This window comes from Halodurantibacterium flavum (assembly GCF_042681825.1).
Lineage (GTDB): Bacteria > Pseudomonadota > Alphaproteobacteria > Rhodobacterales > Rhodobacteraceae > Halodurantibacterium > Halodurantibacterium flavum.
In genome coordinates this window covers 71,342-94,564 of the sequence record NZ_JBHUGH010000038.1, presented here as the reverse complement: position 1 = coordinate 94,564, position 23,223 = coordinate 71,342, and the positions used below count along the sequence as shown (strand labels likewise).

At 65.1% G+C, this 23,223-nt stretch carries 22 protein-coding genes and 4 tRNA genes; 16 read left to right on the top strand and 10 right to left on the bottom strand.

Going from position 1 to position 23,223, the window contains the following annotated elements; translation table 11 throughout:
- Nucleotides 1-238: 238 nt before the first annotated feature.
- Nucleotides 239-313, bottom strand: a tRNA-Gly gene (locus ACFSGJ_RS20140).
- A 136-nt stretch (nt 314-449) separates the two neighbouring features.
- Here ACFSGJ_RS20140 and ACFSGJ_RS20135 point away from each other — a divergent pair.
- The 6 genes from ACFSGJ_RS20135 (at nt 450) to ACFSGJ_RS20110 (ending at nt 4,787) form a co-directional block, all read left to right on the top strand.
- On the top strand, nt 450-1,406 hold the full coding sequence (locus ACFSGJ_RS20135; RefSeq protein ID WP_390265976.1) for a metal ABC transporter solute-binding protein, Zn/Mn family: 957 nt from the start codon (nt 450-452) through the stop codon (nt 1,404-1,406).
- Nucleotides 1,407-1,443: 37 nt separating this feature from the next.
- The gene (locus ACFSGJ_RS20130; protein ID WP_390265974.1) at nt 1,444-2,223 is read left to right on the top strand and encodes a metal ABC transporter ATP-binding protein; all 780 of its coding nucleotides are present in this window, start codon (nt 1,444-1,446) and stop codon (nt 2,221-2,223) included.
- A complete protein-coding gene (locus ACFSGJ_RS20125) occupies nt 2,220-3,350 on the top strand; it encodes a metal ABC transporter permease (protein WP_390265972.1) in 1,131 nt (376 codons plus the stop codon). The genes ACFSGJ_RS20130 and ACFSGJ_RS20125 overlap by 4 nt, the downstream gene beginning before the upstream one ends.
- Nucleotides 3,343-4,491: a metal ABC transporter permease gene (locus ACFSGJ_RS20120; RefSeq protein WP_390265970.1), complete on the top strand. Its 1,149-nt coding sequence runs from the start codon at nt 3,343-3,345 to the stop codon at nt 4,489-4,491. The genes ACFSGJ_RS20125 and ACFSGJ_RS20120 overlap by 8 nt, the downstream gene beginning before the upstream one ends.
- A 113-nt stretch (nt 4,492-4,604) precedes the next feature.
- A tRNA-Asp gene (locus tag ACFSGJ_RS20115) sits at nt 4,605-4,681 on the top strand.
- A 29-nt stretch (nt 4,682-4,710) separates the two neighbouring features.
- Nucleotides 4,711-4,787 (top strand) — tRNA-Asp (locus tag ACFSGJ_RS20110).
- 130 nt (nt 4,788-4,917) lie between these two features.
- On the opposite strand, the gene ACFSGJ_RS20105 is transcribed toward ACFSGJ_RS20110, so the two are convergent.
- The 3 genes from ACFSGJ_RS20105 to ACFSGJ_RS20095 form a co-directional block, all read right to left on the bottom strand.
- Nucleotides 4,918-5,247 carry a TM2 domain-containing protein gene (locus ACFSGJ_RS20105; RefSeq protein ID WP_390265968.1) on the bottom strand — a complete coding sequence of 110 codons (330 nt, stop codon included), beginning with the start codon at nt 5,245-5,247 and terminating at the stop codon, nt 4,918-4,920.
- Between the two features lie 111 nt (nt 5,248-5,358).
- Nucleotides 5,359-6,765 (bottom strand): type I glutamate--ammonia ligase, encoded by a 1,407-nt coding sequence (gene glnA / locus ACFSGJ_RS20100; RefSeq protein ID WP_390265966.1) that lies wholly within the window; start codon nt 6,763-6,765, stop codon nt 5,359-5,361.
- A gap of 55 nt (nt 6,766-6,820) precedes the next feature.
- Nucleotides 6,821-7,159 (bottom strand): P-II family nitrogen regulator, encoded by a 339-nt coding sequence (locus ACFSGJ_RS20095; RefSeq protein ID WP_390265964.1) that lies wholly within the window; start codon nt 7,157-7,159, stop codon nt 6,821-6,823.
- Between the two features lie 172 nt (nt 7,160-7,331).
- On the opposite strand from ACFSGJ_RS20095, the gene ACFSGJ_RS20090 reads away from it, so the two are divergent.
- From ACFSGJ_RS20090 to tig, 3 genes are all read left to right on the top strand, one after another.
- A complete protein-coding gene (locus ACFSGJ_RS20090) occupies nt 7,332-8,858 on the top strand; it encodes an NAD(P)H-hydrate dehydratase (RefSeq protein ID WP_390265962.1) in 1,527 nt (508 codons plus the stop codon).
- A gap of 88 nt (nt 8,859-8,946) precedes the next feature.
- A tRNA-Leu gene (locus ACFSGJ_RS20085) sits at nt 8,947-9,031 on the top strand.
- A gap of 23 nt (nt 9,032-9,054) precedes the next feature.
- A complete protein-coding gene (gene tig, locus ACFSGJ_RS20080) occupies nt 9,055-10,380 on the top strand; it encodes a trigger factor (protein ID WP_390265960.1) in 1,326 nt (441 codons plus the stop codon).
- 51 nt (nt 10,381-10,431) lie between these two features.
- Here tig and ACFSGJ_RS20075 read toward each other — a convergent pair whose 3' ends face one another.
- Nucleotides 10,432-10,776 (bottom strand): DMT family transporter, encoded by a 345-nt coding sequence (locus ACFSGJ_RS20075; protein WP_390265958.1) that lies wholly within the window; start codon nt 10,774-10,776, stop codon nt 10,432-10,434.
- Nucleotides 10,777-10,888: 112 nt separating this feature from the next.
- Here ACFSGJ_RS20075 and ACFSGJ_RS20070 point away from each other — a divergent pair, with 112 nt between their 5' ends.
- Complete coding sequence (locus ACFSGJ_RS20070; protein WP_390265956.1) at nt 10,889-11,755, top strand: sulfotransferase family protein; 867 nt, start codon at nt 10,889-10,891, stop codon at nt 11,753-11,755.
- 61 nt (nt 11,756-11,816) lie between these two features.
- On the opposite strand, the gene rplI is transcribed toward ACFSGJ_RS20070, so the two are convergent.
- From rplI to rpsF, 3 genes are read right to left on the bottom strand one after another with little or no spacing between them, the layout of a single operon-like run.
- On the bottom strand, nt 11,817-12,389 hold the full coding sequence (gene rplI, locus ACFSGJ_RS20065) for a 50S ribosomal protein L9 (RefSeq protein WP_390265954.1): 573 nt from the start codon (nt 12,387-12,389) through the stop codon (nt 11,817-11,819).
- A 12-nt stretch (nt 12,390-12,401) separates the two neighbouring features.
- Nucleotides 12,402-12,629, bottom strand: a complete 228-nt coding sequence (gene rpsR, locus ACFSGJ_RS20060; protein ID WP_390265952.1) for a 30S ribosomal protein S18 — start codon at nt 12,627-12,629, stop codon at nt 12,402-12,404.
- Between the two features lie 29 nt (nt 12,630-12,658).
- On the bottom strand, nt 12,659-13,039 hold the full coding sequence (gene rpsF / locus ACFSGJ_RS20055) for a 30S ribosomal protein S6 (RefSeq protein WP_390265949.1): 381 nt from the start codon (nt 13,037-13,039) through the stop codon (nt 12,659-12,661).
- A gap of 269 nt (nt 13,040-13,308) precedes the next feature.
- On the opposite strand from rpsF, the gene ACFSGJ_RS20050 reads away from it, so the two are divergent.
- From ACFSGJ_RS20050 to ACFSGJ_RS20040, 3 genes are all read left to right on the top strand, one after another.
- Complete coding sequence (locus tag ACFSGJ_RS20050; RefSeq protein WP_390265947.1) at nt 13,309-13,884, top strand: YceI family protein; 576 nt, start codon at nt 13,309-13,311, stop codon at nt 13,882-13,884.
- A 156-nt stretch (nt 13,885-14,040) separates the two neighbouring features.
- Entirely contained in the window at nt 14,041-15,732 is a 1,692-nt protein-coding gene (locus ACFSGJ_RS20045) for a tyrosine-protein kinase domain-containing protein (RefSeq protein ID WP_390265945.1), read from the top strand.
- A gap of 273 nt (nt 15,733-16,005) precedes the next feature.
- Nucleotides 16,006-16,635, top strand: coding sequence for an outer membrane protein (locus ACFSGJ_RS20040; RefSeq protein WP_390265943.1), 630 nt, complete (start codon nt 16,006-16,008; stop codon nt 16,633-16,635).
- Between the two features lie 61 nt (nt 16,636-16,696).
- Here ACFSGJ_RS20040 and ACFSGJ_RS20035 read toward each other — a convergent pair whose 3' ends face one another.
- Nucleotides 16,697-17,884: a pyridoxal phosphate-dependent aminotransferase gene (locus tag ACFSGJ_RS20035; RefSeq protein WP_390265941.1), complete on the bottom strand. Its 1,188-nt coding sequence runs from the start codon at nt 17,882-17,884 to the stop codon at nt 16,697-16,699.
- Between the two features lie 319 nt (nt 17,885-18,203).
- Between ACFSGJ_RS20035 and cysS the strand changes: the two genes are divergently transcribed.
- Genes cysS through ACFSGJ_RS20020 form a run of 3 tightly spaced genes read left to right on the top strand, consistent with a single transcriptional unit; the run spans nt 18,204 to nt 21,972 of the window.
- Entirely contained in the window at nt 18,204-19,577 is a 1,374-nt protein-coding gene (gene cysS / locus ACFSGJ_RS20030) for a cysteine--tRNA ligase (protein ID WP_390265939.1), read from the top strand.
- Complete coding sequence (gene cimA / locus ACFSGJ_RS20025) at nt 19,574-21,196, top strand: citramalate synthase (RefSeq protein WP_390265937.1); 1,623 nt, start codon at nt 19,574-19,576, stop codon at nt 21,194-21,196. Before cysS ends, cimA begins: the two co-directional genes overlap by 4 nt.
- Complete coding sequence (locus ACFSGJ_RS20020; protein ID WP_390265935.1) at nt 21,193-21,972, top strand: squalene/phytoene synthase family protein; 780 nt, start codon at nt 21,193-21,195, stop codon at nt 21,970-21,972. Before cimA ends, ACFSGJ_RS20020 begins: the two co-directional genes overlap by 4 nt.
- On the opposite strand, the gene ACFSGJ_RS20015 is transcribed toward ACFSGJ_RS20020, so the two are convergent.
- Nucleotides 21,973-23,184, bottom strand: coding sequence for an MFS transporter (locus ACFSGJ_RS20015; protein ID WP_390265933.1), 1,212 nt, complete (start codon nt 23,182-23,184; stop codon nt 21,973-21,975).
- Nucleotides 23,185-23,223 lie beyond the last annotated feature (39 nt).

Genomic DNA, 23,223 nt, shown 5'->3' with positions numbered 1-23,223 from the left:
CATCTGCGATTCGATGAGCAGATCGTGCCTTCTTCGATCGAAGGAGCCAGTGGTCGTGTCCTGCAGACAGCGGATCGTCTTGCCGAGAAGGCGTGGTGGGCGCCAAAACTACGCTGCCATATCCGAAAACGCCCATTCTCGTGCTTACATACTGCTTACACATAGCGGTCGCACAGGCCGTGTAAGCAAAAAGCGCCCCAAGGGCGCTCTTTAAGCATTTGACTTTCTTGAAGAAAACTGGAGCGGGCGAAGGGATTCGAACCCTCGACCCCAACCTTGGCAAGGTTATGCTCTACCCCTGAGCTACGCCCGCACTCCGGGGGCTTCTCTACGGCGATCATCGCGCGGTGGCAAGAGGAAATTGTGCCGTCACAAAAATGATAATGATTTGCAGTTGCATTTCATGGCGGTGCCGCTATCTGTTGGTCATCGGCTGACGGAGGGTGCGGATGAATCGGTTTCGGACGGCAGGTCTGGCGGGGACATTGGTCGCGGCCATGGCGCTGCCCGGTGCGGCGCAGGAACGGCCAAGGGTTCTGGCGACGGTCGGAATGCTGGCCGACATGGTCGACAACCTCTCGGACGGTTGCGCCGAGGTCGAGGCGTTGATGGGGCCGGGAATCGACCCGCATCTTTATCAGCCGACGGCCGCAGATGTCGCGCGGCTTCAGCAGGCGGATGCAATCCTTTATGTCGGCCTGGGGCTGGAGGGACGGCTTGGTGCCATTCTTGGCCGTCTGGGCGCGGATCGCGCAACGCTGGGCGTGGGCGAGGGGCTGGACGAGGGCGAGAACCTGATCCGCACCGACGATGCCTATGGCGTTGATCCGCATATCTGGATGGATGTCGCGCTTTGGGCCCGGGCGATCCCGGCTGTGTCGGGGTTTCTGGGTGATCTTGGATGCGCCGCCGCGCCGGAGGGCTATGCCGGCGAACTCGCGGCGCTCGATGACTGGGTCAGGTCAAGCATCGCGTCGATTCCACCCGAACAGCGCGCACTCGTCACCGCCCATGACGCGTTTGGCTATTTCGCACGGGCTTACGATATTCAGGAGGTCTCGCTTCAGGGCATCTCGACCGAGACGGAAACGAGCATCGCCGACATCCGCGACACAGCCGATCTGGTGGCGGCGCGTCAGGTGCCGGCGGTCTTTGTCGAAAGCACCATCAACCCGCGCAGCATCGAGGCGCTGCGGGCCGCCCTGCGCGACCGGGGGCATGAGGTGGCGCTGGGCGGCACGCTCTATTCCGACGCGATGGGCGAGACCGGCACGCCCGAGGGCACCTATATCGGCATGATTCGCGCGAACACGATCCGCATCACCGAGGCGTTGGGCGGCACCCCCGCACCATGGCCTGACGCCCTTGGACCCTGGGCCGCCGGGCAGGGGCTTGGCAATCCCTGACAGGCAACGCATCCTTGGCCCGAAGGAGCATGACACGATGCCCACCCTGCATCAGAACGAACAGGCGCTGCACGAACCCGGTCTCGCGCTGCATATCGAGGATCTGACCGTCACCTATCACCGGATGCCCGTCCTTTGGGATATCGACCTCGATATCCCGCCGGGGGTCATGGCCGCAGTCGTCGGGCCGAACGGCGCCGGGAAATCGACGCTGATCAAGTCGGCCTTGGGGCTCGTGCGTCCGGTGGCGGGGCATATCCGCTTTTTCGGGGCGCGTTATGGCACGATGCGCCGGCGCGTCGGCTATGTGCCTCAGCGGTCGAGCGTCGACTGGGATTTCCCGACCACCGTCGTCGACGTGGTCCTGATGGGGCTTTACGGGCGGCTGGGCTGGTTCCGCCGCCCCGGCCGCAAAGAGCGGGCCGAGGCGATGGCGGCCCTCGAACAGGTCGGGATGCGCGACTTTGCCGACCGGCAGATCAGCCAGCTTTCGGGCGGGCAGCAGCAGCGCGTCTTTATTGCGCGGGCGCTGGTGCAGGATGCCGACATCTATTTTCTGGATGAACCGATGGCCGGGGTGGATGCCACGACCGAGCGTGCCATCGTCGCGCTGCTCAAGGGGCTCCGGGATGCGGGCAAGACGATCGTCGTGGTGCATCACGACCTTCAGACGGTGCGGGTCTATTTCGACTGGCTCGTGATGCTCAACGTGCGCGTGATCGCACAGGGGCCGGTCGACACCGTCTATACCGCGGAAAACCTGCGCCGTACCTATGGCGGGCAAATCGCCCTTCTGGGGCCGGACGGGGCGCCATGACGCTGCCGCTGTTCCTGCAGGACTACACGCTGCAGACGGTTCTGGCCGGGGCGGTTCTGTTGGGCATCATCAGCGGCGTGCTGGGAAGCTTCGCCGTCCTGCGCGGGCAAAGCCTGATGGGCGATGTGCTGTCTCACGCGGCCTTGCCCGGCATATGCCTCGGGTTTCTGGTGGCTGGCACCCGGGATCTGGGCGCGATCCTGACCGGGGCCTTCCTGTCCGGGACGGCGGCGGCGATTATGGTGCTGGTCATCGGGCGGACGACGCGCCTGCGTGCGGACGCGGCGCTGGGGATCGTGCTGGGGCTGTTCTTTGCGGGCGGCGTCGTGCTCTTGACCTATATCCAGACCACGCAGGGCGCGGGGCAGGCGGGGCTCAACAGTTTCCTTTTCGGGCAGGCGGCGGCGATGCTCCGGTCAGACCTGCCGGTCATGGGGGGCGTCACGGCGGTCGCGCTGTTGCTTGTCGGGCTCTTCTGGAAAGAGTTCAAGCTGGCGACCTTCGATCCGCTTTATGCCCGCACGCTGGGCCTGCCGGTGCTGGCGCTCGATCTTGCACTGACGGTGATGATCGCGCTTGCCATCGTCGTGGGCTTGCAGATGGTGGGCGTCGTGCTGATGACCGCCATGATCATCGCGCCGGCGGCGGCGGCCCGGCAATGGGTCGACCGGCTGGGGCCGATGGTGCTGCTCTCGGCGGCTTTCGGGATCGCGGCGGGGATCACGGGTGCTGGGATCAGCGCAGGCGCGCGGGGTCTTTCCACGGGTCCGCTGATCGTGCTTGCCGCGTCGGCCATCGTGCTGGTGTCGGTGCTGCTTGCGCCGGGGCGCGGCATCCTGTGGCGCGCCCTGCGGGACTGGCGGGCCGCCCGGCGGCTGGAGGCGGGGCGCGTTCTCCTGACGCTCGACCGGCTGGCACGGGACCACGACGCGCCCGGCTTCCGCAGCGACGAGGGGCTCTTGCGCGCCTATCACGGGACGCCGCCGCGGCGCGCCCTGGCCCGGCTGGAGGCCGAGGGCCTGATCCGGCAGGTGCCCCATGGCCCCGACGCGCAGCGCCATTGGGAGATCACGCCCGAGGGCCGCGCCCGCGCTGCGGAACTGCCGACGGGGGCCTGGAATGCTTGAGTGGTTTTTCGGCAATCTCGGTGCGATGATCGTGGGAACCGGCGCCCTTGTCGGGGTGGCGGCGGCACTGTTGGGGGTGTTCCTGCTGCTGCGGGGCGCGGCGATGCTGACCCACGCGATCAGTCATTCGATCCTGCTGGGGATCGTCATCGCCTGGATGATCAGCGGCCATACCTCGGGCCCGCTGGTTCTTGCCATGGCGGCGCTTGCGGGCCTTGGGTCGGTGCTGTTGACCGGGGCGCTGGAACGGTCGCGGCTGGTGCGGATGGACGCCGCGATCGGGCTGGTCTTTCCGGCGCTCTTTGCGCTGGGGGTGCTGCTCGTCAGTCTGAACGCGCGGAATGTGCATATCGACGAACATGCGGTGTTGCTGGGCGAGATCGGCTTTGTCTGGCTCGATACGGTGCAGATCGGGGCCTATGCCGTGCCCCGGGCCATGCTGGCGGTGGGCACACTGCTGGTCGTCAACCTGTGCTTCGTCACGCTGTGCTACAAGGAGCTCAAGCTCTCCTGCTTTGACGCCGCGCTGGCCCATGCGCTCGGGTTCATGCCGGGGGTGATGTTCTACCTGCTGCTTGGCCTGACCAGCGCGACGGCCGTCGCGAGCTTCGATGCAGTCGGTGTCGTCCTTTTCCTTGCCTTCATCGTCGTTCCGCCGGCGGCGGCGCTGATGCTGACGGACAGGCTTGGCATCGTCATCCTGATCGCGGTGGGCATCGCGGTGGCAAGCAGCCTTTCCGGCTATCTTCTGGCGATCCGCTGGAATGTCTCGATCGGCGGGATGATGGCGCTTTCGACCGGGGCCTTCCTGATCGCCGCCTGGGCGCTGGGGCCGCGCCACGGGGCCATCGCCCTGATCCTGCGGCGCAACCGCCAGCGACAGGAAAACGACGGGCGGTCGCTTGTGGCCCATCTCTACAATCACGAGAACAGCCCCGAGGCGGGCGAAGAAAACACCGTCCGCGCCCTGCACGACCACCTGTCATGGTCCGAAGGGCAGGCCCGGCGCGTGATCCTTTACGGTCTCGACCGGGGGCTTGTGGAACGTCAGGGCCAGGATCTGCACCTCACGCCCAAGGGCAGGGCGGTGGCGTTCCAGATATTCGAGCCATGGCGACGCGGCCCGGATGCCCGCGCCTGAGCGTCATGCGAATTTCGTCTGCGGGTCGAAAAATCGCGTCAGATGCGCTTGACGTTGCCCACGGGTCTGCATATTACCCTCGCACGTTCGGGGCGATCCGGACGGGTGGACACGCGGTTGTAGCTCAGTCGGTTAGAGTACCGGCCTGTCACGCCGGGGGTCGCGGGTTCGAGCCCCGTCAACCGCGCCACCCACCCGGATCGCCCGAACGTATGATGCGCGGTTGTAGCTCAGTCGGTTAGAGTACCGGCCTGTCACGCCGGGGGTCGCGGGTTCGAGCCCCGTCAACCGCGCCATTAATCTCAGAACCTGAATATTCAAACGCCGCGCGGGCCTTGAAGACCGATGGCCCGGCAAGCCTTGGGGGCTGCCTCAGCCTCCTGTTTCGCGGCCCATGCTGCCGAACTCCGGGGCCCGGACCACGTCTCAGAACCGGCCGGACTGCATGTCCCGGATCAGTCGCGCGCGCAGATCGTCATTCGCGGTGCTGACCATCGCCGGGATGAGAAACGCGTCGATCAGCAGCCATAGGCCGGCAATGCCGAGCAGGATGAAGCCGACGCCGATCACCGTGAGCAAGGTGCCAAGGCCCCACAGGATCAGGAGCAGGATCGCCGAAAGGTATTTGCCCAGGTAGAAACGGTGTCCGCCAAACCAGCCCGTGAAAATCCAGAGCAGGTAGGCCACGATCATGGACTTTCCGTTATTCGTGACGCGCTGCTCGATCAGCAACTGTTCCTGCACCGTCAAGGCCATTCCGCTTTCCTTCGTTCCGCGCGTTTCGATACCTAAGCTAAGCGTTGCCGCACCAACAGAAAACCCCCGCCAGTGGCGGGGGTTTCGGTTTTCGCGTCCAACGGACCGGGATCAGCAGGAATAGTAAAGCTGGAACTCGATCGGGTGGGGCGTGTGCTCGTAGGCATAGACCTCTTGCCATTTGAGGGCCATGTAACCTTCCAGCTGGTCCTTGGTGAACACGTCGCCGGCCAGCAGGAACTCGTGATCGGCCTCCAGGGCTTCCAGCGCCTCGCGCAGGCTGCCGCAGACGGTCGGGATTTCGGCCAGTTCCTCCGGCGGCAGGTCGTAGAGGTCCTTGTCCGAGGCCGGGCCCGGGTCGATCTTGTTCTTGATGCCGTCAAGGCCGGCCATCAGCAGCGCCGAGAAGGCGAGGTAGGGGTTCGCCGACGGATCGGGGAAACGGGCCTCGACACGTTTTGCCTTGGGCGATTCCGTCCACGGAATACGGACGCAGCCCGAGCGGTTGCGCGCCGAATAAGCCCGCAGAACCGGAGCCTCGAAGCCCGGGATCAGCCGCTTGTAGCTGTTGGTGGACGGGTTGGTGATCGCATTCAGCGCCTTGGCGTGCTTCAGGATGCCGCCGATGAACCACAGCGCCTCCTGGCTCAGGTCAGCATATTTGTCGCCGGCAAAGAGCGGCTTGCCGTCTTTCCAGATCGACATGTTGACGTGCATCCCGGTGCCGTTGTCGCCCTTGATCGGCTTCGGCATGAAGGTTGCCGATTTGCCATAGGCGTGGGCCACGTTGTGGATGACGTATTTGTATTTCTGGATCTCGTCGGCCTGCTTGGTCAGCGTCCCGAAGATCAGCCCGAGCTCATGCTGGCACGAGGCAACTTCGTGGTGGTGCTTGTCGACCTTCATGCCCATGCGCTTCATGGTCGAGAGCATCTCGCCGCGCAGGTCCTGGGCGTCGTCGATCGGGTTGACCGGGAAATAGCCGCCCTTGATGCCCGGACGGTGGCCCGAGTTGCCCTGTTCGTACTGCGTGTCGGTGTTCCACGCGCCGTCGATCGCGTCGACCTCATAGGACACCTTGTTCATCTTCACGCTGAAACGGACGTCGTCGAAGATGAAGAATTCGGCTTCCGGCCCGAAATAGGCGGCATCACCGATGCCCGACGACTTCAGATAGGCCTCGGCCTTCTGCGCAGTCGAACGGGGGTCGCGGCCATAGGCCTCACCGGTGTCCGGCTCGACGATCGAGCAATGCAGGCAAAGCGTCTTTTCCGCGTAGAACGGGTCGATATAGGCGCTTTCCGTGTCCGGCATCAGTTTCATGTCGGACTGGTCGATGGACTTCCAGCCGGAGATGGACGAGCCGTCGAACATGAAGCCTTCCTCAAGGAAGTCCTCGTCGACCAGATCGGCCACCACGGTCACGTGCTGCAGCTTGCCTTTCGGGTCGGTGAAACGGATATCGACATATTCGACCTCCTCGTCCTTGAGGAGCGAAAGAACCTGTTCCTTGCTCATAAACCTTCTTCCCTTTCGTTGAGCATTGCGTTGCGGGCCTCTGGCGGGCCCGATCTCAGACGGCGTCTTCGCCGGTTTCGCCGGTGCGGATGCGGATCACCTGTTCGACCGGGCTGACGAAGATCTTGCCATCCCCGATCTTGTCGGTGCGCGCCGCGGAAATGATTGCCTCGATGGCGCTTTCGACCTGATCATCCGCAAGGACGACCTCGATCTTGACCTTGGGCAGGAAGTCCACGACGTATTCGGCGCCGCGATAAAGCTCTGTATGGCCCTTCTGACGGCCGAAACCCTTGACCTCGATCACCGAGAGTCCCTGCACGCCGACATCCTGAAGCGCTTCCTTCACCTCATCGAGTTTGAAGGGCTTTATGATCGCTTCGATCTTTTTCATGCTCGACTCCTCGCCTGTCCGTCGCAAACCGTCAGACCACTTCCGCGCAGGGGGGACAATCGGATACGGTGGACCCGATGCAGGCGCCCGTTCGAAATCCGATGAGCCGCCTAAAAAATAGTCACAGCGTCCGCAAAAGCGGCGGTATGAAAAATTTCATTTGGAGCAAGAAATGAACGAACTTCTCACTTCTGCCCAAATGCGCGCCATTGAGGCTGCCGCCATTCAGGGCGGAACGGTTACGGGGCAAGAGCTGATGGAGCGTGCGGGGGCCGGTGTCGTCGCTGCAATAGATCGGGAATTTCCTGACTTCGCGCAGGGCGGGCCCCGCGTGGTCGTTCTATGTGGACCCGGCAATAACGGCGGCGACGGCTTTGTCATTGCCCGGCTGCTGCAGGGGCGCGGGTGGCAGGTGGGGGTGCGGCTTTACGGCGACGCCGACAGGCTGCCCCCCGATGCGGGCGCGAATTTCAGGCGCTGGACGGCGCTTGGCGACGTTGCGCCGCTGGCGCAGGATGATCTGCCGCCCTGCGACCTGATCGTTGATGCTCTATTTGGCACGGGGCTGGCGCGACCGCTGATCCCGCCGCGCGATCCGCTGGCGGGGCTTCAGCCGCGACCCCGCGTCGTGGCCGTCGATATCCCGTCTGGTATCTGCGCCGACAGCGGCCGGGTGCTTGAGGGCGGTGTCTATATTCCGGCCGATCTGACAGTGACCTTTCACAGGCTGAAGCTGGGGCATGTGCTCGATGCAGGCGGCCTTGCCTGCGGCAAGGTCCTGGTCTGCGACATCGGCCTTGGCGATAATCCCGCGCAAGGCGAGGCCGCGCGAGAGGTCGCAGTTGCCCCCAAGATCTTGCGCAAGGGCGGTCGGGAGATGGCGAACAAGTTTTCCTTTGGCCATCTTCTGGTCCTGGGCGGATCGGCGGGGCAGGGCGGTGCCGCCCGTCTTGCGGCGCGCGGCGCGTTGCGGATCGGGGCGGGGCTGGTGACGATCGGTTGCCCGCCGGCCGCGCTTGCGGAAAACGCGGCGCGTCTGGATGCCATCATGCTGCGGCCGGTTCCGGACAGCGCCGCCCTTTCGTCCATGCTTCAAGATCCGCGCATCACGGCGCTTTGCCTCGGGCCTGCCCTGAGCCTCGGGCTGCGGGAACGGGATATGGTGGCCACGGCCCTTGCGGCGCGGCGCGCGACGGTTCTCGATGCCGACGCCCTGACGCTGATCGGGCAGGACGACGCGCTTTTCGCGGCGTTGCATGACCGTTGCGTTCTTACGCCCCATGGCGGCGAATTCGCGCGGCTCTTTCCCGACATCGCCGAGCGGCTGGCGGCGGGTGCCACGGCCGGCCCGGCCTTTTCCAAACTCGACGCGGCGCGGGATGCGGCGGCCCGCGCCGGCTGCACGATCCTGTTCAAGGGGGCGGATACGGTGATCGCCGCCCCGCACGGCCCTGTTCTTGTCAACGCTGCCGTGCGGGAACGCGCCGCGCCCTGGCTTGCCACGGCGGGGGCGGGGGACGTTCTGGCCGGGTTCATCGCGGGGTTGCTGGCGCGGGGAATGGACGCGCAGACGGCGGCGGCAACGGGCGCGTGGCTGCATGTGGAAGCGGCCCGCCGCTTTGGTCCCGGGCTGATCGCCGAGGATCTGCCGGAAACCCTGCCGGCGGTGCTTTGCGATCTGCTGGCCCAGAATACGTGACCCGCTCTTTTCCTCTCGCATCCTGAATGGAGCTTTGCTAGAAGGACGCGGATTTTCGGGGCGGCCTGCGGGCTGCCTTGCAGGTTATGCGGGTGTGGCGAAATTGGCAGACGCACCAGATTTAGGTTCTGGCGCCGCAAGGCGTGGGGGTTCAAGTCCCTCCACCCGCACCAGGATGGGAAAGAAGGACGAACACATGCAGGTCACCGAGACCCTGAACGAAGGTCTGAAGCGCGGCTACACGATCACCGTGTCCGCCGCCGAGCTGGACGCCAAGGTGCAGGAAAAACTGGTCGAGGCCCAGCCCGAGATCGAGATCAAGGGCTTTCGCAAGGGCAAGGTGCCGCTGGCCATCCTGCGCAAGCAGTTCGGTCAGCGCCTGCTGGGCGACGCGATGCAGGACGCCATTGACGGCGCGATGCGCGACCATTTCGAGGCGACGGGCCACCGCCCGGCGGTCCAGCCCGACGTCAAGATGACGAACGAGGACTGGAAGGAAGGCGACGACGTTGTCGTGGCGATGACCTATGAGGCGCTGCCCGACATCCCCGAGGTCGATCTGGGTTCGGTGACGCTGGAACGTCTGGTCGTCAAGGCCGAGGATGAGGCCGTGCAGGACGCGCTCAAGAACCTCGCCGAGACCGCCCAGAGCTTTGACGACAAGGACGGCGCCGCGGAAGAGGGCGATCAGGTCGTGATCGACTTCCTCGGCAAGGTGGACGGAGAGGCGTTTGACGGTGGCGCGGCCGAGGATTACCCGCTCGTGCTCGGCTCGAACTCTTTCATCCCGGGCTTCGAGACCCAGCTGGTCGGCGCAAAGGCCGGCGACGAGCTGAACGTGAACGTGACCTTCCCCGAGGAATACGGCGCCCAGAACCTCGCCGGCAAGGACGCGGTGTTCGAATGCAAGGTGAAGGCGGTCAAGGCGCCGAAGGCCGCCGAGATCAACGACGATCTGGCCAAGCAGTTCGGGGCCGAAAGCCTCGACGCGCTGAAGACCCAGATCGCCGAGCGGCTGGAAGCCGAATACAAGGGCGCGGCCCGCGCGGTGATGAAGCGTGCGCTGCTTGACCAGCTGGACGACCTGGTGAAGTTCGACCTGCCGCCGAGCCTTGTTGAGGCCGAAGCGCAGCAGATCGCGCACCAGCTCTGGCACGAGGAAAACCCCGAGGTGCAGGGCCATAACCACGGCGAGATCGAGGTGAAGGACGAGCACAAGACGCTCGCCGAGCGCCGCGTGCGTCTGGGCCTGCTGCTGGCCGAGGTCGGGCGCAAGGCCGAGGTGGAAGTGACCGATGCGGAAATGACCCAGGCGGTTCTGGCGCAGGCGCGTCAGTATCCGGGGCAGGAACGCGCCTTCTTCGAATTCGTGCAGAAGAACGCCGCCGTGCAGCAGCAGCTTCGCGCGCCGATCTTTGAAGACAAGGTTGTGGATCACATCGTCGAGGGCGCCAATGTCACCGACAAAGAGGTGTCCAAGGACGACCTGCAGAAAGCCGTCGAGGCGCTGGACCAGATGTAAGGTTCCGCGCAAGCGGATTGGCAGGGCCGCCCCTCGGGGCGGCCTTTTGCTTTAGTGCTGCACGGTGCGCGAAAAGAGGTTGATGACCAGCACACCCGCGATGATGAGCACAAGCCCGAGCACCGCCGGTAGGTCGAGCCGTTGGCCAAAGACGAAAAAGCCGATGGCCGAGATCAGGACGATGCCAAGTCCGCTCCAGATCGCGTAGGCGACTCCCACGGGCATCACGCGCAGGACCTGCGACAGGAAAAAGAAGGCGCCGAGGTAAGACACCGCCATCAGCACGGTCGGCACCGCTTTGGTGAACTGCTCTGACCGTTGGAGAAAGCTGGTTCCGACCACCTCCAGCGCGATGGCGGTCAGGAGCATCAGGTAGGTGACGAAAGCAGAGGGCATGGCGGACCTTGGCAGGAAAAGACCGCCCGATCCTTCCACAGTCGCGCAGGGTTGTCACGCCGGCGGCATTCTGCGATCCCTTGCCGGGTCCGAGCGAAGGATTGAAACTGTCATGGACACCGCACCCGAAACCACCCCGCAGAGCCAGCGGCATGAGCTTTGGTCGCGCCTTCCGCTTGTGGATTACATTGCGTCTCATCGGCGCGCGGAAGGTGGGCTCACGATCTTTCAGCACATCCCCAAGACCGCCGGTTCTTCGCTGGTCGCCGAATTGCAGCGCCATATCGGCGGCTATCATTCGCTCCACAACGATTTCAGCGGCCTTGGGACCGACGATGTGGTGCATGAGGGGCTGGCCGAACGTCTGCGCGCGGAAATGCACGGGGTGCTCGATCAGGCGCTGGTGCGCTATCAGCCGGGCGTGATGCGGTCGATGTCGGGGCACATCCATCATGAACATGTGGACCGGTTGCGCGCCGTCTTCCCCGACGCGCTGTTCTTCACCTTCCTCCGGTCGCCGGTGGCCCGAGTCATCTCGCATTACCGCTATCAAAGGACACCCGCTCATCCGCCCTATCGCGCCTTCATCCGCGCCTGTCCGACATTCGAGCATTATCTCGAAAACGACCCGGATTCTTCGGACATGATGTTCGATTATCTCGTCGGGCGTGACTATGGGCTGGAAGAGGGGATCGCGCGGGTCGAGCGGCTCTATACTTTCATCGGCATACAGGAGATGTATCCGATGTCCTTCGACATCCTGATGCGGCTGCACGGGCTGGATGTCCGGCCCTCTGCGCGACTGCGCATGACCGAAGGGACGGCGGATAACGAGGTCGAGTTGACGCCGGAACTGCGCGCGCGCATCGAGGCGCGGAACCCGAAGGACGTGGCGCTTTACAACCACTTTCTGGCAAAGATGCGCGCCCGGCGCGGCGAGTGGCAGGCGCTGCGGGCGGCAGGAGGTACCGCGAAATGAAAAAGGCCGCGCCCGATGATGGCGCGGCCTTTCCTTATGCTCTTGTGGCGATGAACGCCCCTTATTCGTCGTCGTCCTGCGCGGCACCGATCTCGTCGAAAAGCTCCGAGATCTCGTATTCGGCCGCGGCCTCTTCCTCGGCTGCGATCTGCTGGATCGACTTGCCCGAGGCCTGGACTTCGGCTTCCTCGTTCGAGCGTGCGACGTTCAGGGTGATCTGAACCGTCACCTCGGGGTGCAGCACGACATCGACCGTGTGCAGACCCAGTTCCTTGATCGGCTGGTTCAGCACGACCTGGGCGCGCGAAACGGTAAAGCCCGCCTCGGTCGCGGCCTCGGCCGCATCGCGGGTCGTGACCGACCCGTAAAGGCCGCCTGCGTCCGACGCGGAGCGGATGACCACAAAGCTCTGGCCGCCCAGCTTCTCGGCGAGCGCCTCGGCTTCCTTGCGGGTCTCGAGGTTCTGGGCCTCAAGCTGGGCCTTGCGACCCTCGAACGACTTGATGTTCGCCTCGGATGCGCGCAGCGCCTTGCCCTGCGGCAGAAGGAAGTTGCGGGCGTAGCCGTCCTTGACGTTCACGACCTCGCCCATCTGGCCAAGCTTGGCCACACGTTCCAGAAGGATGACTTGCATATCGGTCTCTCCTTACTTCACGGCATAGGGAAGCAGGGCGAGGAAGCGGGCGCGCTTGATCGCGCGGGCCAGTTCACGCTGCTTCTTTGCCGAAACGGCGGTAATGCGCGACGGGACGATCTTGCCACGCTCGGAGATGTAGCGCTGCAGAAGACGCACATCCTTGTAGTCGATCGCAGGTGCATTCTCGCCCGAGAAGGGGCAGACCTTGCGGCGACGGAAAAACGGTTTGTTAGCCATGGATCAGAATCCTTTCCTCAAGCCCCGGATCAACGACGACGGTCGCCGCGATCACCGCGGTCACCCCGGTCACCACGCTCACGGTCGTCACGCTTTTGCATCTGGACCGAGGGGCCGTCTTCATGCGCGTCGACCTTGACGGTCAGAACGCGCATCACGTCCTCGTGCAGACGCATCAGGCGCTCCATCTCCTGCACGGCTGCGGCAGGCGCATCCGAACGCAGGTAGGCATAGTGGCCCTTGCGGTTCTTGTTGATCTTGTAGGCCATCGTCTTGACGCCCCAGTACTCGTGCTCGACGACCTTGCCGCCGTTATCCCCGAGTACGGAGGAGAAGTGTTCGATCAGCCCTTCGGCCTGCGCGTTGGAAAGATCCTGGCGCGAGATAAAGACATGCTCATAAAGCGGCATGCAGCACTCCAGTCATATCAGGCGCACTTCAGAGGCGGGCAGAACCTTCCGCGACCCGCTTGCGAGAGGATACGCCGGTTTCGCATATGCGGAAGGATGGCGCGTTATACACCTGCGCGATCATGATGCAAGCGGATTGCACCCGCGAAAACGTGTTGTTTGTCCCTGCACAGCGGCTGTGAGCAGGTACGGGGTTGCAGCATGTGCCCAGGAAGGAAATGTTGCAGAGGCAGAAAAACCCCTCTCTAAATCCTCTCAAGGAGCGATCCATGAAACACCTGATGACCGCCTCGGCGCTTGCGTTCTCGACCCTCGCCACCGCTGCCGTCGCTGCCCCCGAGCCCTATGTGCTGGACCCGAGCCACAGCCAGATCCTGTTCTCCTACGATCACCTCGGCTATTCGACGACCTGGGGCATGTTCTCCGGCTTCGAGGGCGAGATCCAGTTCGACCAGGAAGATCCGGCGGCATCCTCCGTCACCGTCTCCTTTCCCGTAAGCAGCATGTTCACCGGTTGGGAAGGGCGTTTCGAGCACTTCATGGGTGATGACTTCTTTGGTGGCGCGGACGAAACCGTCACTTTCACCTCCACCTCGATCGAAGTCACGGGTGAGGACACCGCGCTCATCACTGGCGATCTGACGCTGAACGGCGTCACGCAAGAGGTGGTGCTGGACGCGCGCCTGAACCAGGCAGGCGACCACCCGATGGAGGGGCGTGCCTGGGCCGGTTTCGACGCGACCACGACGCTGCTGCGCAGCGATTACGGCCTCGATCTCTTTGCGCCGTTTGTAAGCGATGAGGTCGAGGTTCAGGTCTCGATCGAGGCCATGCGCGCGGAGTAATCCGGGCGATCTGCGCCGCAACACGGCGATGGGGCCGTCCCGCCGGGGCGGCCCTTTTTCTTATGATGTATCAGCCTTGCCTGAAAAGTATCCGCCTGCTACTATCGTTAAGGTTGTATGAAACGGTGTCTGGCGGATGCCTTGGCGGACAGGTGGATGGAGCGAGCAGAGCATGATCCTGGCCTGAAGGAAGCCATTGCCCTGGTGCAACGGCAATCCGGCATGATCACAGGTATCGCGGCAGCGGTTCTGGTGCTTGCCATGCTCTGGCTGATGGCCGCGACACCGCAATATCAGGCGACGGCCTTGCTTCTGGTCGACCCGTCACCTGCCGAATTGCTCGACCCGCGCCGTCCGACGACGTCGCAAGCCAGCGAGAGCGCGCGGGTGGACAGCGAGGTAGAGATACTGCGCGCCGATACGACCCTGCTGGCCGTGATCACGCGGGAAGGGCTCACGCCGGCCTCCCTTGCCGGCCCGCCGCGGCTGAGAGATCTGCTTTTTGGTCCAGGCCCTGCCGCAGAGGGCGGATCGGATCTGGCGACGCTGCGCGTCTTTCGTGAACGGGTCACGGTCCGGCGGCGGGGGCTGACGCATATCCTTGCCGTTTCTGTCCGGGACGCTGACCCTGCCCAGGCCGCCCGGCTGGCCGACGCGCTGGCCGACGTATATATGGCCCGGCAGGTCGCCGCAAAGATCGCCGCTGCCACGGTCGCCCGCGACGTGGTGCAGGGGCATCTGGACCGCGCCGCGGCAAGCGTCGTACGCGCCGAGGCCGCGGTGGCAAGCCAGGGCGGCGTGGCGGTTGCACCTGTTCCCCTTGTGCAGGAGCTTGAGGCGGGCCGCCGCCACTATATGGTCCATCTTGACCGGCTGCGGGATCTCGACGCCCAGACCATTCTTCAGGTTGCGGACAGCCGATTGGTTTCGGCGGCCGTGATTCCGGCGACTCCGGCCTTTCCGAACCGGCGCATGACGCTTGCCGTGGCGCTTGCGCTTGGCTTGGGGCTGGGCCTTGGGGCAGCCTTCCTGCGCGAGTTTCACGCGGGCGGTGTCACGACGCAGCGCCAGTTGCAGAACCTGTTGGGTCTGCCCGTGTTGGCCGCAGTTCCCCCAGCCGCCCTGCTGCTTCCTGCCGATGGCATTGCCACGGACCCGCTTGGCCCGTTTGCAGAGGCTGTCCGCAAGATCCGGCTGGGTCTCGACCGGGATGGGGCGCAGGTCGTCCTGGTGGCCTCTGCGCTGGCTGGCGAGGGCAAAAGCACCATCTCGCTTGCGCTTGCCCGCAGTTTCGAGGGCGCAGGACGGCGTGTTCTTCTGATCGACAGCGATCTGCGCCACCCGGGGCTGCATGAACTGGCGGGGCTTGCGCCCGAACTCGGGCTGCTTGACTACCTGCGGGCGCCCGATCGCGCGGGACCCGCCTTTTGCCTGCGCGATCCGTTCAGCGGGGCAGAAATCATCGCTGGTGCCGCGGCAGCGACCGGACCGACCGATACGCTGTTGACGGACGGGGCATTTGCCCGGCTGGTCGCCGAGGCGCGCGAGGTCTTCGACGTGATCATCCTTGACAGTCCGCCTGTGCTCCCGGTGGTCGACGCCCGGCTGGTCGCGCGGCACGCCGACGCGATCCTTCTGGTGGCCGGAACCGGATATGCAACACGTTCGGAACTCCTGCAGGCGGCTGGTGAGCTTTCGGACGCAGCTGCTGGCGCGCGGCTGTCGACGGTTTTCAACCGCTCCATGGAGGGCGTCGCGGTGTATCGCAACAGGCGTAATGTACCAGGAAACCCGGTCAGCCACCGCCCGGGACGCGGCGCGGCGGTTGTTGCGGCGAATTCGCGCTAGCCGCGGCACCGTTCGATTTCAAGGGCCTGCTGGGACATCTTGTCAGACTGCTTGAAGTGTCGGCGAAGATTGGCTGGTTTGCTCATCAGGTTTGGCAAACTGCTGCCGGTCTCACATTCCGATCACGAATTTGGGAAGAGTCGGAGCCTTCTCTTTCCGCGCGCCGCCTTCCATATGGAACCGCAGGCAGCACTGACCCGTTAGTGGGGACTTGCAGGCCGCGGCCACGAAACAGAGCTTGTGGCTGCAATCGAGAAGGACAGGAGAAAAGATATGAAAAAGTCGCTTTACGCCGCAGCCTCGGCGCTCGCGCTCACCGGTCTGTCGGCCCCGGCTTTCGCTGGCGGTCTGACCCAGCCGATCATCGAGCCGGCACCCGTTGCGGCGGCGCCCGCGCCGGTCATCGTTGCCCCGGGCCGTGACTGGACCGGTGTCTACGGCGGTGCGCAACTCGGCTATGGCTGGGCCACCTTCGAGAACGATGGTCTTGGCATCGATGAAGACGCTGACGGTGTTGTCGGCGGTCTGCACGTTGGTTTCGACTACGACTTCGGCCAGTTCGTTCTGGGTGCAGAAGCTGCGTTCAACGCGGCTGATCTGAGCGTCGGCGACGCCGAGCTTGACCAGATGACCCGTCTCGGCCTCCGCGCCGGTTTCGACGCTGGCGACGCGCTGATCTACGCAACCGGCGGTTGGGCCAATGCGCGCATCAACTCGGGCGCTCCGGGCACCGACCGTTCGACCAATGACGGTTACTTCGGTGGCGTCGGTGTGGACTACTTCCTTGCCGACAACTGGACCGTTGGTGGCCAGATCCTGATGCACCGCTTCGACGACGTGGACGGCCTTGACAGCGACGTCAAGATGACCACGGCCGAAGCACGTGTGTCGTTCCGCTTCTGATCCCTGCGATCATGTAGCGAAGGGCGGGCCATTGGCCCGCCCTTTTTCGTTTGTGCGGGACCTAAAGGGCGGGTTCCTGCACCACCCGTCCCGCAAAGGCCGCGATGCGCACCAGCGCATCCTCAAACGCGTTATCCTCGATCGTCATTGCGACCCGCAGGTGCCCCGCGGCTGCCGCGCCAAAGCTCTCGCCCGGCATCACGGCAATCGCTTCCTCCGCAAGCAACCTCTCGGCAAAGGCATTTCCCGACAGTCCGGTCGCGCGGATGTCGAGCATGAGATACATCGCCCCCGAAGCCGGGATAAGCCGCAGCCCCGGATTGGGCCCGCCCAGCACGCGCATCGCGATATCCCGTCGCCGTCGAAAGGGTTCGGCGATCGCGCTTTCAAACGCTCCGCCCTGTTGGAGCGCAAAGAGCGCCGCATCCTGAATGAAGGGCGCGACGCCGTAGGTCGTGCTGGTCGCAAGCGTGGTGATCGCGGTGACGACCTCGGCCGGGGCGACAACCCAGCCCAGCCGCGATCCGGTCATCGCATGGCTTTTGGACATCGAGCCGATGACGACGGTGCGTTCCGCCATCCCGGGTAGCGCGCGGGGGCTGAGATGCTCCCCCTCCCAGATCTGCGTATCGTAAACCTCGTCCGAGATCAGCCAGGTGCCGTGTCGGGTCACCGCATCCGCGACGCGTTCAAGGGTAGGGCGGGACCAGACGACGCCGGTCGGGTTGTTCGGCGTGTTGATCAGAAGCGTGCGCGCCCCCGGAAGATGGGCATCTAGCACCTCGGCCGTAGGTTGAAACGCGTCGGCTGATCGCGTCGGTACCGGTACGGCCTCGGCCCCGGTTGCGCGGATCGTGCCGGGATACGTCGCGTAATAGGGGTCGATGAAAAGCGCCCGGTCCCCGGCATCGCAGAGAACCATATGGCTGGCGAAGAGGCCCGCCTGACCGCCCGGTGTGATGATGACATTCTCGGGGCCTGTCCTGACGCCGGTGCGTAGTTCCACCCGCTCCGCGACCGCCGCCCGGAGCGCCGGTTTGCCTGCCCCGAAGGTGTAGCCCGTATTTCCCGCACGGGCGCTCCGATGCATCGCATCGAGGATGGCCGGATCGGTCCGCACATCATGTTCGCCGATGGTCAGGTTCGTCACCGGCTGGCCCGCCTCGGCCATGGCGCGTGCCTGATAATAGATTGCCCAGCCGTCCGGGCCGCCTCCGGTCATGTCGCTGACCCGCTTTGCAAGACGCATCGCGCCCTCCTTCCGTCCAAATGTTCCGACCACAAGCCATGCAGGACGCTGCACTGTCAAATCAGCGATCATGATAGGGCATAGGGCAGGGCTTGATGACGCCAGATTGGCCCTTGGCAGCCCCGCGACCTGTGGGTATTGTTCCGCGCATGAACCGCGCGACGATCATCTGCATCGGCTGCATTACCGCCTGACCTTGTCAGGCGGGCGCTCTTCGTGTTTCCAACCCGGATCGAAGCTGGTACCCCGCCGCAAGGCAGGCCGTGATGTGCCCAATGCGGCGCCGCATCATCAGCCGCATCATCCCATTGGGGGGACCATGACCGAGATCAGGCTTTACAACTCACGCACCCGGCAGGTCGCGCCGTTCCGACCCATCGACCCGGACCGCGTGCGGATCTATGTCTGTGGCCCCACCGTCTATGATCGGGCGCATCTGGGAAACGCGCGGCCGGTGGTGGTGTTCGACACGCTGTTCCGCCTGTTACAGCATGTCTACGGGGCAGAGCGGGTGATCTACGTCCGCAACTTCACCGATGTCGATGACAAGATCAACGCCCGTGCCGCCGAAACCGGCCGCCCGATCCGCGAGATCACGGATGAGACAATCGGCTGGTATCATGATGACATGGACCGGCTGCTTGCGCTGCGCCCGACGCATGAGCCGCGCGCGACCGATTACGTCGGCGCGATGATCGCGATGATCGAGGAGCTGGTGGCAAAGGGCCATGCCTATGCGGCCGAGGGTCACGTCCTTTTCGATGTGCGCAGCTTTCCGGCCTATGGGCAGCTGTCGGGGCGCAGCGTCGACGACATGATCGCGGGCGCGCGGGTCGAGGTTGCGCCCTACAAGCGTGATCCGATGGATTTCGTGCTGTGGAAGCCGTCAGCGCCGGACCTGCCGGGCTGGGACAGTCCCTGGGGCCGGGGGCGCCCGGGCTGGCATATCGAATGTTCGGCCATGGCGCATGAACTGCTGGGCGACAGTTTCGACATCCACGGCGGCGGGATCGACCTGCAGTTCCCGCACCATGAAAACGAAGTCGCGCAAAGCTGCTGCGCCCACCCCGAGGGTCAGTTCGCCCGCGTCTGGATGCATAACGAGATGCTGCTGGTCGAGGGCAAGAAGATGTCGAAAAGCCTCGGCAACTTTTTCACGGTCCGCGACCTGCTGGACAAGCGCATCGGGGGGGAGGTGATCCGGTTCGTCTTTCTTTCGACCCATTACGGCAAGCCGATGGACTGGACCGAGGCCAAGGTCGCAGAGGCGGAAACGGTCCTGCTGCGCTGGCGGGGTCTCGTCGCGGGTATCGAACCCGCGCAAAGCCCGGCCCCCGCGGTTGTCGCGGCGCTTGGTGATGACCTGAACACCGCGGGCGCGATTGCGGCGCTGCACGGTCTGGCCGCGTCGGGCGATGCGGCGGGGCTTCTGGCCTCGGCCCGCCTGATGGGACTGTTGGAGGAAGGGGCGGGTGGCTGGGCCGTGCGGTCGGTCGATTCCCGAACAGCCGCATTGATCGAAGAACTGCTGGCCGCGCGAGCCGCGGCCCGCAAGGCGCGCGATTTCGCCCGCGCAGACGCGCTGCGGGACGGATTCGCGGCCGCTGGCCTGATAGTGCGGGACACGCCGCAGGGGGCGGAATGGGAGGCAGGGCCGAACTTTGACCCCGCGGCGCTGGAGGCCCTGAGATGAACCGGGACCGCCTCTATCTATATGACACGACCCTGCGCGATGGGCAGCAGACCCAGGGGGTCCAGTTCTCGACCACTGAGAAGATCCAGATCGCGGGAATGCTCGACGGGCTGGGGATCGACTATATCGAGGGCGGCTGGCCCGGCGCGAACCCGACCGACAGCGAGTTCTTTGAACGCAGGCCCCGGACCCGCGCGACGATGACCGCCTTCGGGATGACGAAACGGGCCGGGCGTTCTGCCGCGAATGATGAGGTTCTTTCGGCGGTGCTGAACGCAGGCACGCCCTCGGTCTGTCTGGTGGGCAAGACGCATGAGTTCCATGTGACGACGGCGCTCGGGATCACGCTGGAAGAAAACCTTGAAAACATCGCGCAATCGGTCGCCCATCTTGTGGCACAGGGGCGCGAGGCGATCTTTGACGCCGAGCATTTCTTTGATGGCTGGGCGGCGAACCGCGATTACGCGCTGGCCTGTCTGCAGGCGGCGCTCGACGCGGGCGCGCGCTGGATCGTGCTTTGCGACACGAACGGGGGAACGCTTGCGCCCGAGATCGGGCGGATCGTGGGCGAGGTGATCGGGGCGGGTATCCCGGGCGAGCGGCTGGGCATTCACACGCATAACGATGCCGAACAGGCGGTCGCGGGCGCGCTTGCCGCCGTCGATGCCGGCGCGCGTCAGATCCAGGGCACGCTGAACGGGCTGGGCGAACGGTGCGGCAATGCGAACCTCACCTCGCTGATCCCGACGCTTCTGCTCAAGGAGCCCTATCGCAGCCGGTTCGAGATCGGGGTGGATGCCGCGGCGCTTCAGGGGCTGACCCGCATGTCCCGCCGTCTGGACGAGATCCTCAACCGGCTGCCACAGCGGACCGCGGCCTATGTCGGGTCGTCGGCATTCGCGCACAAGGCGGGGCTGCATGCCAGCGCGATCCTCAAGGACCCGTCGACCTACGAGCACGTCGATCCGGCGCTGGTCGGCAACGCGCGCATCATCCCGATGAGCAATCAGGCCGGCCAGTCGAACCTGCGCGCCCGTCTTGCTGACGCGGGGATCGAGGTCGCAGCCGGCGATCCGGCGCTGGCGCGTATTCTGGAACGGGTCAAGGCGCGGGAGGATCAGGGCTACAGCTATGACACCGCGCAGGCGAGCTTTGAGCTGATCGCGCGCGAGGAACTGGGCCTGATGCCCCGGTTCTTCGAGGTCCTGCGCTACCGCGTGACGCTGGAACGGCGCCGCGACAGACACGACCGGATGAAGACCCTTTCCGAGGCCGTCGTCGTGGTGCAGATCGGCGAGCAAAAGATGCTCTCGGTTTCGGAATCGCTCGACGAGAGCGGGAGCGATCGTGGACCGGTCAACGCGCTCTCCAAGGCGCTGGCCAAGGATCTGGGCCCCTATCAGGATCTGATCGACGATCTGCGGCTGGTCGATTTCAAGGTGCGGATCACCCAGGGCGGGACAGAGGCCGTGACCCGCGTCATCATCGACAGTCAGGACGGGCAGGGCCGGCGCTGGGCGACTGTGGGCGTGTCACCGAATATAGTCGATGCCTCGTTCGAGGCGCTGCTGGACGCGGTGAACTGGAAGCTGTTGCGGGACGGGGCGCAACCGGCATGAGCGTGACCGAGGCCTGCGCTGATCTGGTGCGTCAGGGGGACCCGGACCGGTTTCAGGCGACGATGGCGGCGCCGCCCGGGGCGCGGTCGCGGCTCTGGCCGATCTACGCCTTCAATCTTGAGGTCGCGCGGGCGGCCTGGGCCTCGGCCGAGCCGATGATCGCCGAGATGCGGTTGCAGTTCTGGCTGGATGCGCTGGATGATCTGTCAGAGGGCCGGATGCCGGCAGGACCGGAAGTTCTGAAGCCTCTGTCGCAAGGGATAGCGGAAGGCTGGATCGCGCCGGCCCTGCTGGCGGGCATCGTCGAGGCGCGGCGCTGGGACCCCTATCGGGAACCGTTCGAGGATGAGGCAGCCTTTGCCCGCCATATCGACGCGACCGCCGGAAACCTGATGTGGCAGGCCGCGATGGCGCTTGGGGCCGACAAGATGGCCGAGCCGGTGGTGCGCGATTTTGCCTTTGGCAGCGGGGTTGCAAACTGGTTTCTGGCCGTGCCGGAGCTTGAGGCGCGGGGCCGGCTGCCTTTGGTGGACGGCCGGCCGGCGGCGGTCGCCACGCTCGCCCGGCAAGGACTGGCGGCGATCGACCGGGCGCGGGCGCAGCGGCCTGCCGTGACACGCGCGGCGGCGCCCGCCTTGCTGGCCGGCTGGCAGGCGCCGGCCCTGTTGCGGCAGGCGGCCGCATCGCCGGAAAGGGTGGCTGCCGGGGCGTTGGGCCAATCGGAATTCGCGCGGCGCGGCAGCCTCTTGTGGCGCGCCGTCAGCGGGCGGTGGTAGTCAGGCGGCGCGTGGGCGCAGGGCAAGCCAGATCAATGCACCGCCCGCCAGAACAAGGAAGGGCAGCATGGCGACGTTCACCGCCTGCCAGCCTGCCTCGACCGTGCCGCCGGAGCAGTTCATCAGCCCGCCCGAGCTGAACGAGGCCATGGTCACGCCGGCAAAGACGATAAGGTCATTGAGTCCCTGCATCCGGCCGCGTTCCTCGGGGCGGTGCGCGGTGCCGAGCATCGCCGTGGCGCCGATGAAGCCGAAGTTCCAGCCAATGCCCAGGAGGATCAGGGCCAGGAAGAAATGCTCAAGCTCCACCCCCATCAATGCCACGGTTCCCGCGCCGGCAAGGATGGCAAGGCCCAGACCCACGATCCGCTCAACCCCGAAGCGTGCGATCAGATGCCCGGTGAAGAACGAGGGCACATACATCGCCAGGACATGGGCCGTGACCACATTCGCCGCATCCGAAGTGGTGAAACCGCAGCCGACCACAGCCAGGGGCGAGGAGGTCATCACGAGGTTCATGAGTGCGTAGGACACGGTGGCGCAGATGATCGCCACCGCGATGCGGGGCGTCCGCAGCAACTCGGCCCGGCTGCGTCCCAGCGGCGCATCGGCGGCGGGCGGGGCAGGGCGCGGGATGCGCAGGAACCCGAACAGGAACAACCCGCCCAGGTTCAGCGCGATCACCGCCAGATAGGTGCCGAGGAACGGCACGACCATTTCCAGCGCCGTGACCTTGACGATCTGCGGCCCGACGATGGCCGACAAAAGCCCGCCCGCCATCACATAGGAAATCGCCTTGGGCCGGTAGGCCTCCGAGGCGGTATCGCTGACGGCAAAGCGGTAGAACCCCTGTGCCGACATATAGCAGCCCGAGAAGAGCGCGCCCGCGACGAAGATCGCGAAATTCCCCCACCAGAGCCCCAGTGCCGCGATGGTCGCGCCAAGCGCGCCCCCCAACGCCCCGAGGATGAAGCCGGGGCGACGGCCGAACCGCTGCATGAAGGCGGAAAGCGGCGTCGCGGTCAGCATCGACCCGATCACCATGGCCGAGATCGGGAGCGTCGCCCAGCAGGGGTTCGGCGCAAGGCTTTGGCCCGCAAGCCCCGCCACCGTAAAGAGCATCGGCATCTGCGCACCCAGCACCGCCTGCGCGGCCACGAGCACAAGGACATTGCGCCGGGTCTGCGCGTCGGAATGGGTCACCTCGGTCATGCGACAGCGTTAGCGCCGTCACAGCCCCTTGGAAAGGGG